General features: G+C 39.0%; 10 protein-coding genes and 1 other annotated feature. All 10 genes read right to left on the minus strand.

Going from position 1 to position 15,468, the window contains the following annotated elements; genetic code table 11:
- Positions 1-105: 105 nt before the first annotated feature.
- Entirely contained in the window at positions 106-738 is a 633-nt protein-coding gene (locus AACL61_RS01705; protein ID WP_003667605.1) for a JAB domain-containing protein, read from the minus strand.
- A gap of 66 nt (positions 739-804) precedes the next feature.
- Positions 805-2,118: a bifunctional folylpolyglutamate synthase/dihydrofolate synthase gene (locus AACL61_RS01710; protein ID WP_102816787.1), complete on the minus strand. Its 1,314-nt coding sequence runs from the start codon at positions 2,116-2,118 to the stop codon at positions 805-807.
- 102 nt (positions 2,119-2,220) lie between these two features.
- On the minus strand, positions 2,221-3,435 hold the full coding sequence (locus AACL61_RS01715; RefSeq protein ID WP_086141964.1) for an NAD(P)/FAD-dependent oxidoreductase: 1,215 nt from the start codon (positions 3,433-3,435) through the stop codon (positions 2,221-2,223).
- A gap of 54 nt (positions 3,436-3,489) precedes the next feature.
- Positions 3,490-5,235 (minus strand): thiol reductant ABC exporter subunit CydC, encoded by a 1,746-nt coding sequence (cydC, locus tag AACL61_RS01720; RefSeq protein ID WP_086141963.1) that lies wholly within the window; start codon positions 5,233-5,235, stop codon positions 3,490-3,492.
- A complete protein-coding gene (cydD, locus tag AACL61_RS01725; RefSeq protein WP_086141962.1) occupies positions 5,228-6,958 on the minus strand; it encodes a thiol reductant ABC exporter subunit CydD in 1,731 nt (576 codons plus the stop codon). Before cydD ends, cydC begins: the two co-directional genes overlap by 8 nt.
- 6 nt (positions 6,959-6,964) lie before the next feature.
- Complete coding sequence (cydB, locus tag AACL61_RS01730) at positions 6,965-7,981, minus strand: cytochrome d ubiquinol oxidase subunit II (RefSeq protein ID WP_102816783.1); 1,017 nt, start codon at positions 7,979-7,981, stop codon at positions 6,965-6,967.
- Positions 7,982-9,400, minus strand: a complete 1,419-nt coding sequence (locus AACL61_RS01735; protein ID WP_339110899.1) for a cytochrome ubiquinol oxidase subunit I — start codon at positions 9,398-9,400, stop codon at positions 7,982-7,984.
- Positions 9,401-9,906: 506 nt separating this feature from the next.
- A complete protein-coding gene (locus tag AACL61_RS01740; RefSeq protein WP_339110900.1) occupies positions 9,907-12,561 on the minus strand; it encodes a valine--tRNA ligase in 2,655 nt (884 codons plus the stop codon).
- A 72-nt stretch (positions 12,562-12,633) separates the two neighbouring features.
- Positions 12,634-12,844: a binding site (T-box leader), on the minus strand.
- A gap of 42 nt (positions 12,845-12,886) precedes the next feature.
- Positions 12,887-14,107, minus strand: a complete 1,221-nt coding sequence (gene thiI, locus AACL61_RS01745; RefSeq protein ID WP_003671958.1) for a tRNA uracil 4-sulfurtransferase ThiI — start codon at positions 14,105-14,107, stop codon at positions 12,887-12,889.
- A 21-nt stretch (positions 14,108-14,128) separates the two neighbouring features.
- A complete protein-coding gene (locus tag AACL61_RS01750; RefSeq protein ID WP_339110901.1) occupies positions 14,129-15,277 on the minus strand; it encodes a cysteine desulfurase family protein in 1,149 nt (382 codons plus the stop codon).
- Positions 15,278-15,468 lie beyond the last annotated feature (191 nt).

The following is a 15,468-nucleotide window of genomic DNA, read 5'->3' on the forward strand; positions in this document are numbered from 1 at the left end:
TTTCCACGACCAGATGAATTATTCATCCAACCTATGAAAATCTTACACTAACTACATTAATACGAACAAAGAAAACGTAATTATTGCAATAAATTAAAAGTTTCTTTACTTTTTAAGCTCATTAACGAGACTAGCTTCACGCCAACTATGGTATGTATCGCGACCAACAATCATAAAGTCAACTAAATGAAGTCCAATAATCTCACATCCTCGTTCTAAGCGGCGAGTGAAAGATTCGTCCTGCTTGGAAGGATGAATGTCTCCCGTCGGATGATTATGGATCATAATAATTCCTTGGGCTGAACACCGGAGCGCATATTGAAAAATCTTATCAGGATAAAGAATACATTCGCATCCGCCGCCTACAAACAAAATCTTCCAATCAATTATCTCGTTATGGATATCTGTACAAGCAATACAAACACTTTCTTGCTCCTCACTTTGAAAATGGTCAACCATCTTGCGGCCTAATTCGATGCTCGAATAAGCATGGCCAATAATTTCTTCGTGACTTTTAGTTACTATCTTCCCTAGTTCAATGGCAGCAAAAAAGTTAAGCATTTCTGGCGCCCATTCATTTATCTCATTTTTTTCAATACGTGAAAGCCGTTTAATTGCTAATGGAGTAGGACACTTACGTAAGAAACGTTGACATAATTCCTGTTTCTTTGTTCCCAGTTTATCAGGAATAGCCGTCCAGACTAATTTTGTATATTCGTTAATCACTTCATTTTCCATAAATAAATAATTCTCCTTTTTACACTCTATATATTTAAATACGGAAAATTTGTACTTTTACACTTTTTAATTTAAAAAGAATTTACGAATATCTGAAACAAAATAAAGAGAACCAGTAATAATCATTACATCATCCGCACTCATTTGACTTGCCACCTGCCCGATCCCTAATTGCCAGTCGTTAATAGTCTGGATGGGGTATTTAGTTGGAATATCAGCAATAGCCTTTGCTAAGTCTGCACTTGGCCTTTTAGGACCGGGGCCAGCAAAGTGAGTGACGGTTAAGTGAACATTCCCCAAACTTGCTAATTCACCAAGCATTAATTCATATTGCTTATCAGCCAGAATCGCCACCAAAAGGTAAACTTCCCGATCGGCAAAATCATTCTTAATAGTATGAACTAGGGCCTGAACACCAGGAAGATTATGAGCGCCATCTAGTAAGACCAGAGGAGTAGTATTTATTTCTTCTAATCGACCCGGCCAAGCAGCATTTTCTAATCCCGCAATCAAAGCACGGCGATCAATTGCCAGTCCATGCTTCTCCATAAAAAGCTCAACAGCCATCAAAGCAACTGCTGCGTTTTCTATCTGATAGTCGCCCGGCAAGCCAAGAATTGTTTCTATTTTTTTCAGATTTTTTCCTTGATACCGAATTTTCGCGTGGAACTGATGACCATTAAGTTTGTGAACAGTAAAGTCTTTTCCTAATTCAAAAACCGGGGATTTTTTCTCCTTTGCATCTGCAAGAATAGTTTCGCGCGCTTCAGTTGGAAGGTCACCTAAAACAGCCGGGACGCCTTTTTTGATTATTCCCGCTTTTTGGGCCGCAATCTTAGCCAAAGTATCACCTAAATACTTCATATGATCCCAGCCAACTGTCGTAATCACGCTAACAACTGGCGTAATTACATTAGTAGAATCGTATAGCCCCCCAATCCCCACTTCAAGCAATACAACATCGGGCTTCTTTTCAGCCATATAGCAAAACATTAATGCTGTATCAATTTCAAATTCAGTTGGGCCGCCTGTTTCTAATATATCATCAAGTTTTTTGACAACTGGGGCGATTTTTTGAACTAATCTTAAAAGGTCATCATCGCTAATTGGGATTCCATTGTACTCAATCCGTTCATTAAATCGTGTAATAAAAGGCGATGTAAAACTTCCAACAGTAAGACCACTTTCCAGTAAAGCAGACCGCATCATTGCAACGGTTGATCCCTTACCATTAGTTCCTGTAACGTGAATGTAATTAAGTCCTTTTTGTGGGTTCCCTAATTCTGCCAAGAATCGTTTCATCCGTGTGAGTGTTGGAATTTTCTTGAATTGTGTTCGTCCATGGATAAAAGATAATGCTTCATCATAAGTTTTAATCATTTATTTCACCCTTTATTTATTATAGCCATACCTTTTTAGCATATAAGTATAAAAACGAGGCTGTTGAAAAAACAAAAGTTTTTTCTCAGCCTCATTCATTTTCTAGTGATATAAGTCAAATCGTCCTTTAGCAAATAGCTCTTTCAAACCACCTGTTTCTAACAAGGAACGGTCAGCAATAATTTTCTTCATTGCTGAAGCAGGATATCCACGTAATTCATGACCCATTGCTTCACCAAATGCCCGCGTATTACCAACGGAAGCAACTGTTCCTAAGGACTTGTAAGTAAATGGCTTAGCTTCATGCTTGCCAGTCTTAATACGGCTAACAATGTCTTCAGCTGTGTAATCAGCCATTGCTAGGGCAATTTGTGCAGTGGTTGGGTATGGGCGTTTACCATCCGGTGGCATTACGGCAGCAACATCCCCAATAATATAAATATCATCATGCTTAGGGTCTGTTAAGTGGTCAGTAACGATTACCCGGCCACGCTTAGCATCAAAGCCACATTCTTCCATCAATGGATTACCACTTACTCCAGTTGTCCAGATGATTGTACCAGCATTAAGGGACTCTTCATCATCATCTCCATGCTTGTAGATAACCTTGCCAGGTTCAATCTTGCTAATCCGTGAACCATCAAGTAGTTGTACGTTAAGGCTCTTAACAAGGTTCACCCCATATTCAGCAAGTTTTTCACTAAACATTGGAAGTAATCTTGTTGAAGCTTCAATCAGCGTAATTTTAATTTCATCTGGTGAAACTCCAGCGATTTTGGCATAACTTGCTTGAGCGTCAACAAGGGCCCCTGCCAATTCAATTCCAGTAAATCCACCACCACAAATAACAATTTGAAGATCATCAGGATTGTGAGTGGTACGATAATCTTTCATTTTGGCAATGATATGGTCATAAATTGCTAAAGCTTCTTTAACATTAGTCATCGGTAATGCATTTTCTTCAGCACCAGGGATTCCAAAGGTTTCTGAAACAAAACCGAGTCCTAATACACAATAATCATAGTGCAGTAGCTCTTCATGACCAGCAAGTTTAACTGTCTTTTTATCAGGATCGATCTTTACAACTTCATCTTGAATAAAGGTAGTAATTTGTGGATTAATAACATCACTAATTGGATAAGTGATCCTTGAAGCACTTTGCGTTCCCGCAGCAGCTTCGTGTAAATCAGTAGCTTCATAATGATAATTATTACGATCAACTAGTGTAATATGAACATTATTTTTTAGCTTTTTTTGTAATAATACGACCGTCTTTAAGCCAGCGTAACCAGCTCCAAGTACAACAACTTCTTTCATTACTATTCATCCCTTCATCAATAGTCCTACTTTATTATAACATTTCTAACCTAGCTAGATACCCTCATCTGCCATTTTTAACGCCCGGTAATGTTCATTTGTTTTTTGTAATTCTGCCGGGCTGCCTTGCATTGAAATTTTACCATCCTCGATGAAAACAACTTGATCCATCATTTCTATCCCTTGTAAATGGTGAGTAATCCAAATCAAAGTTTTTCCCTGTAACTGCTCCATAAAAGTCTCAATTACCTTTTCTTCTGTTACCGGGTCTAAGCCTACAGTTGGTTCATCTAAAAGGATAATGGGCGCATCTTTGAGCAAAATGCGGGCAAGAGACAACCGGTGACGCTCTCCGCCAGAAAACCGTAGCCCTGCCTCATCAACCATCGTATGAAGTCCTTTTGGCAGTCGCTTAATCATAGCGGCCAACCCAACACGTTCAAGGACATCCCATACTTGATCCTCTGTCGCATCCTCATTCCCTAAACGAACATTATTTAAGATTGTGGTATGAAACAAGTATGGTGATTGGTGAACGATCCCAATATAATTCGAAATCTCATCGCCAAATTCATCCGTTGGTACATTATTAAGAGTAACAGTGCCCGACGTAGGCTTCCGATCTCCACGAATTAAACTAGCTAGCGTACTCTTTCCGGCCCCACTCCGTCCAAGAATGGCAAGTTTTTCGCCTGGCTTAACATCAAGATTAATCCCCCGCAAGATCATCTTCTCTGTTTTAGGATAGCGATAATAAACATCCGTAATTTTTAGATGATAAGGAGCGGCAATCTCAACGTTAACCTTAGAAGGAGCTGGCGGTTGCGGCAGTTCATTCAATCGCTTTAATGAATCGGTATATACATTAGTTTCTTGAGCAGCTGCTGGCAAGCTAGACAACACTTCATCAAGGGGAAAGACACAAAGAACAAAGGCCGCAATCCAATTTGCACTACCTCCCCAATGACCGCCAAAACGCGCTGCTCCCCAGATAATAAGGCTAACAACCACCAATAAAATCATTACCTGAAGAATAAAATCACGCCAATGTTCAAAACGTTTCATCGCTTTTTGAGATGCTAATACATTTTTCTCGCTTTGATCATAGTGCTGCAGGTAATCCGCACTTCGCCCCGCAAATACCCAGTCTGTAATCCCCATGATATTATCAGTGAGATCAGCATACAAGGTATTGGTATATTGCTTTTCTAGTTGCTGGCGTGCACCATTAACAAGCACTGACCACACGGGAACAGCAATGATGATTAAACCAAATAGAACTAACATTAAAAGCCCCATTAGTGGAGAGATTATTCCCATTCCAATAACGATAATGGCATAAAGCCCAAATGCAACTAGCATCGGAAAAATCGTTCGTAAATACAAATTTTGAATGTGGGCAACGTCTTCTGAAAGCAACCCAAGAATATCTCCAATTCGATACTTACTATTAAAGAAAACGGCATCCTGCTCTAACGAATCATAAAGCTTTTTACGAAATGCAGAAGTCATTTTAAGAACCCAATTATGACTAACCAATCGTTCAAAATAATTAGTCACCGGTCTAAAAATCCCAAAGGCCCGAGTAAGAACGATGGGAACATATACTAACAAAATATTAAAAGGCATCGTTGCGGACTTACTGATTAAATAGCCCGCGGTGAACATCAATCCACTAGCACAAATAAAGGTAACAATCCCCAGGGTAATTGCTAATACCAAGGTCCACTTATAACGCTTCAGGAAGGGTTTTACCCACCGATCATGTTTCATTGCTTTAAGTAAAGGAATCTTATTCATGGGTTATCTCCTTTCCGCGTGTTTGGTCCATCAGTTCTGTAAAGTAACCATGTTCATCAAGCAACTGCTGATACGTTCCTTGTTCAATTAGCTTGCCATTCTTCAATACTAAAATGTAGTCCATCTGCTTCATCCAATGCAAACGGTGGGTAGCAAAAAAGACTAACCTATTTTCCATTAACGGAAGCATTCTTTTTTTCAACTCTAGCTCGGTCTCAATATCAAGGTGGGCGGTTGGCTCATCAAAAATCATTACCCGACGTTCTGGATCAAGAAATGCTCGTGCTAAGGCAATTCGCTGTGCCTGCCCACCACTTAATGCTCGGTGACCACTGCCAATCATCGTCTCTAGTCCTTGAGGCAATTCAGCAACGAGATTATCTAAGCCGACAACATGAATTGCTTCTTTTATTTTATCTTCACTGACATTTGGAGTATAAAAGGCAATATTATTTTTTAACGTATCTGCAAAAATATAGGGAGTCTGTGGAATGTAGAGAATCTGTTTTTGCCAGTCATGAATATCCAAAGTCGTTACTTTTTTCCCTTGAATGGTAATTTGGCCACTTGTCGGCGCCAAAAAGCCACTCAAAAGATTAATTAAAGTTGTCTTTCCGGCTCCACTCATCCCAATAATGCCAATTTTTTGATTACCCTTAACTGTTAAATCAAGGTTTGTTAATTCACTGCCATTTTGAGGATACATAAACTCAACATTCTCAAGACTTAACTCATCGACTCCTGTCCACTGGTGTAACTCAACATTCGGCTTCTTTGGTAATGGCATCTCAAGAATTCGCCGAACAGCATGAAATGAATTTTTACCATTCAATGTTGCATGATAGTCACTTGCAAAGTTCCTAATTGGCAAAAAATACTCAGGTGCCAAAATCAAGATTGCTAGTGCTGGGAATAGTAATAAATGACCGTTAATTAACCGTAAACCAAGAAAGACCGCTAAGATTGCAATAGCTAATGTAGTGAAAAAATCAAGAGCAAACGTTGATAACATCGCCACTTTAATCACGCTCATTGTTGACTTGCGAAAACGCTCACTTGACCGATAAATACTTTGCGAATACTTTTTACTAAGGCCAAAATACTTCAATGTGTCAATTCCCCGCAAAGAATCAATAAAGTGATTAGACAATATTTGAAAAGCTGCAAACTGTCGATCTGCCTTAGCCTTCGCTGCATAGCCTAAAATAATCATGAATAAAACAATCAAAGGATAAACTAACAGCATAACAATGCCAGAAATCCAATCAAGCCAAAAACAGACAACCAAAATAATGACTGGAATAATCATCATGCTGATCACCTTGCTATAGATGAGTCGAATATAATTTTCGACTTCTTTAATGCCATCAAGGGCCAGAGTAACCATATTACCGGTTCCCTCCCGCTGAACAATTACCGGTCCAAGCGCAAAGACTTTTTTTAATAATTGCTGACGAAAGTTTTGGGCAGCATTAGCCGAATACTTATCAAGCCAATCATTCCCAATTTCGGTTAGCCCATGACGCAAAAGGTAACAAGCAATAAATCCACCTAAGCCATATATTTGACTTAAAAGAGAATGTCCCTGCCATAAGCCTGTTAGTAAAGCAGCCAAACTTAATCCCTGACCAAGGATAAGAAAAGCTTGCAGGACATAAAGCCCCACAAGCTTAATCATGATATGTCTGCTCCCCTCGATTTTAAAGAGTAGTCGATCAATCATAAATTTTTATTTAACCTCCGGAATAGCTGGCATTGCAATCCGTTTACGGAAAATCCAGTAAGCCCAGATTGTATATGCCAAAACAAATGGTAAAAGACAGCAAGTAGCAATTGTCATCACTGTCAACGTATATTCTGTTGAGGAAGCATTTTGAATAAGAATGCTGTATTTCGGACTAATGCTACTAATTAGTACTCGTGGGAAGAGACCAATAAAGATCAATACAACCAATGATACTAATGTTAACCCACTTGAAATAAATGCAACCAATTCATGACCAGCAAAGGTTTCTGCTTGAGCCAAGACTGAAAAACCAACAATCAATACAAGCATGATGATTGTACCAACTGGGTGAACAGCCATAAAGTCAGTCATAAAGATTAATAATAATGCAAAGACAACTTCGCCAGCATAAAGAATCCAGTACAAAAATTCAGCATAGTTCCGGGCTCGTTCCTGAACCGGACCAGTCGTCTTTAAGACAATATAATTAATTCCATGTAAGTAGGTTAAAAGCAATAAGGCAATCCCACCAACAACTGAAAGCCAGTTGAAATAGTCAAAGAATCCTGCGTGAAAATTGCCGTTAGCATCAATTGGCATTCCATGAATCATGCTAACAAACATAATACCAAGGAAAAATGGAACGATTGCACTACCAATTGCTAATGCCCAATCCCAGATCCGCTTTTGTGGCATTGGACTATTTTTACGGAATTCAAAGGAAACACCACGGATAATTAAACCAGCTAGGATAATCATTAAGATTAAGTAATATCCACTGAAAAGACTAGCATACCAATATGGAAAAGATGCAAACATTGCACCACCAGCCGTGATTAACCATACTTCATTTGCATCCCAAACCGGTCCAATTGTCCGCACAAGTTGATCACGCTCTGATTCGTTATGAGCAAGTGTTTCGACCGCCATTCCTACCCCATAATCAAATCCATCTAGGAAGAAGAAGCCGGCAAAAAGCACTCCAATCAATACAAACCATAATAATTGAAGAAAACTCATCTAGAACGCCTCCTTGTCAAATGGGTCAAGAACCTTCTTGAATTTAGGTTCAATTGCTTCCGATGGATCTTTACGTAACTCAAGAACAATTAACCAAATTAATGTAATTGCAAGAGTTGTAAATAATACAAAGTAAACAATATTTGATGTCAATAATGATCCAACTGAAACATTTGGCGATACACTTTCGGCAATTGTAAACAAGCCATAAACTGTCCATGGAATACGACCAAATTCTGTTACAAACCAACCAGCAGTATTACCGATAAATGGTAAGAAAGTGGTAATTGCAATACACCAAAGTGCCCAGCGGCGTTGTGCAAGTGGTTTCTTGCTCTTTTCCCTAGTCATAATTAATCCAACAAGTGAAACTAAGAAAATCCAAGCACCGACTGCACACATAATCCGGAAACTATAGAATAATGTATTTACTGGTGGATAGTAATCAAGATTCTTACCATACTTTTTCTTATATTGGGCATTAAGTTCATTCATCCCGGTAACCGCACCAGTAGTTTTGTGGTATGACAAAATACTTAGGGCATAGGGAATATCGATATTGCCTTTTACTTCATGGTCTTTCATATCGGCAATACCAACAATTGTCCACGGTGCATGCTTACCAGTAGTCGTGAAGACGTCTTCAGTAGCTGCAAATTTCATTGGTTGTTCTTTGATTAAGTATTGCATCTGGGCATCCCCTAACGCAATTCCACCAATAGAGAAAATCAATGAAATTAAAAGTCCTAAACGCATTGACTTCTTGTAAAACTTCTTATTAGCTTCAGAAAGTTTTTGGTTCTTAAGAAGTTGGAATGCTGTTAAACCAGCAATAATAATACCACCCATCATGATAGCGTTAAGGATAACATGTCCAAATTCATACCATAATTGGGGGTTTTTAAGCAATGCACCAAAATTAATCATTACTGCACGGCCACCCTTGATTTCATAACCAACTGGGTGTTGCATGAATGAGTTGGCAGTTAAAATCCATAAAGCAGATGTTAAAGAGCCAAAACTTGTCATCCAAATAAAGAAAAGGTGCAACCCTGGCTTAACCTTTTTCCAGGTGAATACCCATAAGCCAATAAATGTTGATTCAATAAAGAATGATAGCAAAGCTTCGAGGGCTAATGGCGCACCAAAGATATCACCCATAAACCGTGAGTAATCTGACCAGTTCATCCCAAATTGGAATTCCTGAATCAAACCTGTAACAACACCGACAGCAAAACTAAGCAAGAAAATATTCCCCCAAAATTTTGCCATTTTTTTGTACGTCTCGTCTTTAGTTGAAACGTACATACTTTCCATAATGGCGACGATAAAAGCTGTTCCAATAGAGAAAGGAACAAAGAAGAAGTGGTAAACCGTCGTCATGGCAAATTGGAAACGTGCCAGACTAAGAATAGTCATTATAAATACCTCCCTCCGAAGTATATCGATAAAAAGAATAGTTGAAACCGTTTCCTGTTTCTCCACAATTAATCATAATACTTGTGATAAATAATTACAATAAATAAATGGTAAATATGTGAAATAATTTTTAAATAAACCGCTTAATTATCAGTTATTCAATCCCTATCAATAGATAAACATTTCCAAACAATGTATGATTACTTTTTCATACTAAGAAAGGGACTGTGACATAAGTTAAGTTACTTTCATAAAAAGCAAATACGCAGTACAACAATGGCCTCCAACGTCCGGCAAAACCGAACATTGGAGGCCTATTGTTACTTGCGGGGGCTCGAAAACGAAGTCACAAGTGACTTCTGTCTCGCTCCCTTTTAATCTAATTTTAAACTATATTTATAAATATTATAGCTAATAGCATTCTCACAGTAGTCTAGCCTATTTAATAAAATGATATAACTTTCATTTATTATTAAAAATGTTAATTATCCTACTATAAATTGACGCTAAGCTTGTTGAAGTGATTGAAGGCGTTCTTTAGCAGCTGCTAATTTTTGTTGCCATTCCGTTGCCTTTTGTCGTTCAGCTTCAACAACTCTTTCCGGCGCATTATTAACAAACTTTTCATTGCCAAGCTTCTTTTGTGAACGTTCTACTTCTTTTTCAAGTTTAGCAATCTCTTTTTCCATCCGATCTCGTTCTTCATCAAGGTCAACTAATTCAGCCATTGGGATGTAAACTTCTGCTCCAGTCAAAATACCACTCATCGCAAGCTTAGGAGCTTCAACATCCTTACCAATAGTTAAGTTCTCTGGATGACAGAAGCGTTCAATGTAATCCCGGTTATCATTCAACATCTGTGCCAAGTGATCACTATCAACTTTTACCAAAATGTCAACTGGTTTAGACATTGGCGCATTAGCTTCATTTCGAATGTTACGAACAGCCTTAATCAATTCAATCAAACTATTCATTTGTTCAGTTGCGGCTGGATCATCAAGTTCGGCATTAGCAACTGGGTAATCTGCAACCATAATTGATTCACCATTATGCGGCATTGATTGCCATAATTTTTCGGTAACGAATGGCATGATTGGATGTAACATCTTCAAGGTCTGATCAAGAACGTAACCAAGAATATTCTTAGTATCATTCTTTTCTTCGTCAGTCTCATTATTGAGTTTCTCCTTGGTCATTTCGATATACCAGTCACAGAAATCATTCCAGATGAAGTTGTAAAGTGCCCGCCCAGCTTCACCAAATTCAAACTTGTCAAACTGTTCGTTAACCTGCTTTACAATTGCATTTAACCGACTCAAAATCCACCGATCAGCTAAATCCCACTTACTCTTATCAGGAAGGACAGGAGCAGGCATCTCACCAAGGTTCATGATAACGTAACGACTAGCGTTCCAAATCTTATTAATAAAGTTCCAAGCTGCATCCATCTTAGTGTAGCTAAAACGAATATCTTGACCAGGAGTTGAACCAGTAATTAAGAACCACCGTAGGGCATCTACCCCGTACTTCTTGATAACATCCATTGGATCAATACCATTTCCTAAGGATTTACTCATCTTTCGCCCTTGTTCGTCACGAATCAAACCATGGAGAAGAACATTCTTAAATGGTGCCCGACCCGTAAATTCAAGCGATTGGAAAATCATCCGGGAAACCCAGAAGAAGATGATGTCATAACCAGTAACTAAAGTATTGGTTGGGAAGTAGCGCTTGAAGTCTGCTGAATCAGTATTAGGCCAGCCCATCGTCGAGAATGGCCAAAGCGCACTAGAGAACCATGTATCAAGGACATCCTTATCTTGTTCCCAATTTTCGGCATCTTTAGGAGCTTCCATACCAACATAAACTTCGCCAGTCTGTTTGTTATACCAAGCTGGAATCCGGTGACCCCACCATAATTGACGAGAAATAACCCAATCATGAACATTTTCCATCCATTGCGTAAAGGTATGTTCGAATCGTTCTGGAACGAAATTAACTCGGTCATCAGTATCTTGGTTCTTAAGAGCTGCTTCGGCTAATGGCTTCATCTTAACAAACCATTGTGTGGAAAGACGGGCTTCAACTTGTACCCCTGTTCGTTCTGAGTGACCAACAGAGTGAACAATTGGGTCAACTTTTAACATATAACCTTGATCTTGAAGGTCCTTAACGATTGCTTCACGAGCTTCAAAACGGTCCATGCCTTCGTATTTACCAGCATTTTCGTTCATGGAGGCATCTTCATTCATTGTATTCAGTTCAGGAAGATTGTGACGCTTACCTACCTTAAAGTCGTTTGGATCATGAGCTGGGGTAATCTTAACCATCCCAGTACCAAATTCAGGTGTTACGTAGTCGTCAGCAATAATCTCAATTTCCCGGTTGACAAGTGGTACCATGACCTTCTTACCAACTAAGTCCTTGTACCGTTCATCATTAGGGTTAACGGCAACCGCTTCATCCCCGAACATTGTTTCTGGACGAGTAGTGGCTATTTCGATGTAATCCTTACCGTTAAAAGTAGTTCCATCAGTAAATGGATACTTAACATGGTAGAATGCACCCTTATCATCCTTATGAATAACTTCAATATCTGATAAGGCCGTCCGTGCTTGTGGGTCCCAGTTGATGATGTAAGTTCCACGATAAATTAAGCCCTTATTGTAGAGATCAACAAAGACTTTTCGAACAGCCTTATTTAATCCTTCATCAAGGGTAAAACGTTCGCGGTCATAATCCACAGAAATACCCATCTTAGCCCACTGCTGGTGAATAATATCAGCATATTCATCTTTCCAGTCCCAAACTTGTTGAACAAACTTGTCACGACCAAGGTCATAACGAGAAATTCCTTGTTTACGAAGCCGGGCTTCAACTTTCGCTTGGGTAGCAATACCAGCATGGTCCATTCCAGGAACCCATAATACATCATAGCCTTGCATCCGCTTTTGTCGAATGATCATATCTTGTAAAGTTGTATCCCAAGCGTGACCTAAGTGCAACTTACCAGTAACATTCGGTGGTGGAATAACAATTGAATATGGGTGAGCTTTTTTGTCACCACTTGGTTTAAAGAATCCTTGATCAATCCACCATTGATAACGGCCTTCTTCAACCGCCGCTGGATCGTACTTGGTTGACATATCTTTTTCTGTCATGGCAGAAACTCCTTTCAGAACGCAATCTTCATTTTTATTTTGTGCATTAACTAAAAAACGCCCTATCACAATCGATAGGACGAATCATCGCGGTACCACCTAATTTGAGTATAAAATACTCCACTTTATCATTTCATAACGGTAAATGAACCGGACATACCTACTATTAATTTCAGTATATCAGCTCCCGAACTACCTTCATAAAGTTTAACTAATCCTCTCTCACTCTCAGGATCTCGCTTTTTAGGTGCCGCTTTACTACTCTTTCGGTCAATGCTTATTAAAATGTATCATAGCTAAATTATCAAACCTCGTCAAGGCCTAATTAAAGTAATTCAGCAAAAACATCTTCATTTTGGTTTAAATAATCTTCACCAGGATGAATTTCCGTAATTTCAATCCCATCAAGAGCTCGTTGCATTAACCCTTCAATATCAAGTCGTTTTTCGTATTCACGAGCCCGCTCAACGTTTGGCCGGGTTTTTGGCGATGGCGGTGTAAAGACAGTACAACAGTCTTCATATGGAAGAATTGAAAGATCATAAGTATCAATATCTTGGGCAATTTTAATAATTTCGGTCTTATCAAATGACAATACTGGTCGCAATACCGGATAAGAAGTTACATCATTAATCGCCAGCATACTTTCCATTGTCTGAGAAGCAACTTGCCCTAATGATTCACCATTAAAAATAGCCAGACCATGACGCTTAATCATTAAGGCAGCTGCCAACCGAAGCATCATTCGCCGTTGAATTGTCATTAAGTAACCTTCAGGAACTTTTTCCTTTACTGTTTCTTGAATTTCGGCAAATGGCACCTGAATAAACTTAATACTTCCACTATATTTTGCAAGACGTTCAGTTAATTGCTTGGCCTTTGCTAAAGCTTGGGGACTAGTATATGGCGGACTAAAGAAGTGAACCATTTCCATTGAAACGCCACGCTTCATCCCAAGGTAAGCAGCTACTGGTGAATCAATTCCACCAGACATCATCATCATTCCTTTACCAGCGGTACCAACTGGCAAACCACCAGCACCCTTAATCGTTTCACTTGAAAGGAAAATCCCATTAAGACGGATCTCAACTCGTAAAGTTAGGTCTGGATGATGAACATCAACTTTTAATTTATCAGGAAACTTATCTAAGAGGTATCCTCCTAGCTTGTTGTTCATTTCAAAGGTATCAATTGCAAATTGGTGATCTGATCGACGAGTTTCCACTTTAAAGGTAATTGGCTTATCAACTTGTTCAGCGATCATCTGCGCTGCTGCCTCTGCAGTCGCTTCAAAAGTCTTATCAACTTTAATTGATGGCGAGAAGTTTTGAATCCCAAACACTAACTTCAAGCGATTCATCACTTGATCATAGTCAACTCCATTTAATTCAACATGCAACCGATCACGTTGTGCATGCACCTTTACCTGGTCAAAGCTATGAAGGGCCTTTCGTACGTTTACCCCTAAACGATCAATAAAGGACTTTTTATTATGTCCCTTTGTCGAAAGCTCACCATAACGAACCATAATTTCTGTATATTGCACGTTATGTCCTCCTTTCAGATTTTATTCAATAATTTTCTTAAAGCCAGCGTATAATTCATCAAATGTTTTATTAAACTGATCAGCTTCTTCAAGGGTATTTTGATCCCCAAGGCTAATCCGAACCGCACTTGTTGCAATATCTTCTGGAACCTTCATGGCAGCTAATGTTCCGGCTTCGGAATGCTTTTTAGACGAGCAAGCACTAGTAGTTGAGATATAGATATCCTTGTCTTCAAAGGCATGAACAATCGTTTCACCCCGAACTCCTACAATTGCAAAGCACAGTACATGGGAAGCGAAACCTTGATCGCGGCCAGAAATCAATTTTACATGATCAAATTTACTTAAATGGTCGCAAATCCGTTCTTTAATTGCTTGTTCACGTTTTACTGATTCCGCTTCATTTTCCTTTACTAACCGAATTGCTTTTGCCATTGCAACATTACCAGGTGTATTTTCTGTTCCATTTCGTAGTGTCCGCTCTTGACCACCACCAGCAATCAAAGGCTCTAACTTGCGCCCACTCTTGACGTAAACAAAACCGGTTCCTCGTGGAGCATGAAATTTATGACCAGAAAAAGTGGCAAAATCAACACGATCACTAAATACTTGGTCATCTAATCCTTTACCAATTGCCTGAACAGCATCCACCATAAAGTGAATGTTTGGATAATCTTTAAGGATTTCTCCCACTTCTTTAATTGGCTGAATCGTTCCAATTTCATTATTAACTGCCATGATAGACACTAAAATAGTATCTGGACGAATAGCGGCTTTAACATCAGCGGGATTGATCCGTCCCTCTTTATCAACCGGGAGATAGGTAACCTCAAATCCGAAGTCTTTTAGTTGCTCCAATGCATTTTTTACAGCCGCATGTTCAACACTAGTCGTAATAATGTGTTTGCCAAAACGGTGCTTAGCCATTGCAGTTCCTTTGATTACCCAGTTATCTCCTTCAGAACCACCACTAGTAAAAATAATCTCACTAGGCTTAATCCCGAATAACTTTGCGATCTGCTGGCGTGCCTGTTCTTGAAGGTTCCAAGCATTTTCACCAAAATTATGTAAGCTGCTTGGATTCCCCCAAATCTTTTGGCTCACGGTTTCGTATGTCGACAAAACATCCGGTAGTATCTTTGTCGTCGCACTATTATCAAAATAGATCATACTAATTTCCTTCCTAAAAATAATACACAGGGTTGTTACAAATGGGTAACCTACTCTGATTATGATTTCAACAGTATAGGATAGGCTACTGCTGAAGATTTCGACTCTTCTTAAAACGGTTTTATATTATAACAGAAAATTAGCTATTAGGCATTAATTATCACTATCATTTAATCATAACCACCCGTCAA

Origin of the sequence: Limosilactobacillus reuteri subsp. porcinus (assembly GCF_036621895.1) — a bacterium.
Classification (GTDB): Bacteria; Bacillota; Bacilli; order Lactobacillales; family Lactobacillaceae; genus Limosilactobacillus; species Limosilactobacillus reuteri_J.